Source organism: Mesorhizobium sp. BHbdii, assembly GCF_053848045.1.
In genome coordinates, this window is the sequence record NZ_JBSPKX010000104.1 from 1 (window position 1) to 556 (window position 556).

Here is a 556-nt window from a genome sequence, read left to right on the forward strand (position 1 = left end):
CACGCTGCCGCGCACGATGAAATTCACCTCGACCTGGGCATGCCAGTGCGGCTTGAGCATCACCAGCGGAGCGGTGTGAAACATCTGCAGCAGCAGCGGCAGGCCTTCCACGCTGCTGGCGCCCGGCTGGTAGAACGGCCGTTCCGGCATCTTACTTTCCGCCAATTCCGTATTCCCTTTGTCGGCGACAAGCCTTCCGCGCCGAATAGTGTAGCCACGCTCGCAGAGAGAGCAAATGAAATGGGAGGATTTCAATGCGCATCACACTGTCTTGCGCCGCGCTCGCGCTTGTCCTGGGCTCAGCCCCGGCCTTTGCGCAGTCCGGCGAGATCACCATCTGGAGCTGGAATGTCGCTGCTTCGTCGCTGAAGGCCACGGTTGCCGGCTTCAACAAGCTGCATCCCGACATCAAGGTCACGGTTCAGGATCTCGGCAACCAGCCGACCTATGACAAGTCGATCGCCGGCTGTGCGGCCGGCGGCGTCGGCCTGCCCGACATCGTCACCATCGAGAACGGCGAGGCCGACAATTACTGGAGCCAGTTCCCCGACTGCTT

The 556-nt window shown here is 61.9% G+C and carries 2 pseudogenes; one reads left to right on the top strand and one right to left on the bottom strand.

The features are described from left to right. Window positions 1-150: pseudogene (locus ACWTU8_RS32070) on the bottom strand (helix-turn-helix domain-containing protein); the annotation flags it as partial. A gap of 104 nt (window positions 151-254) precedes the next feature. Here ACWTU8_RS32070 and ACWTU8_RS32075 point away from each other — a divergent pair. Beyond that, a pseudogene (locus ACWTU8_RS32075) lies at window positions 255-556 on the top strand (ABC transporter substrate-binding protein); the annotation flags it as partial.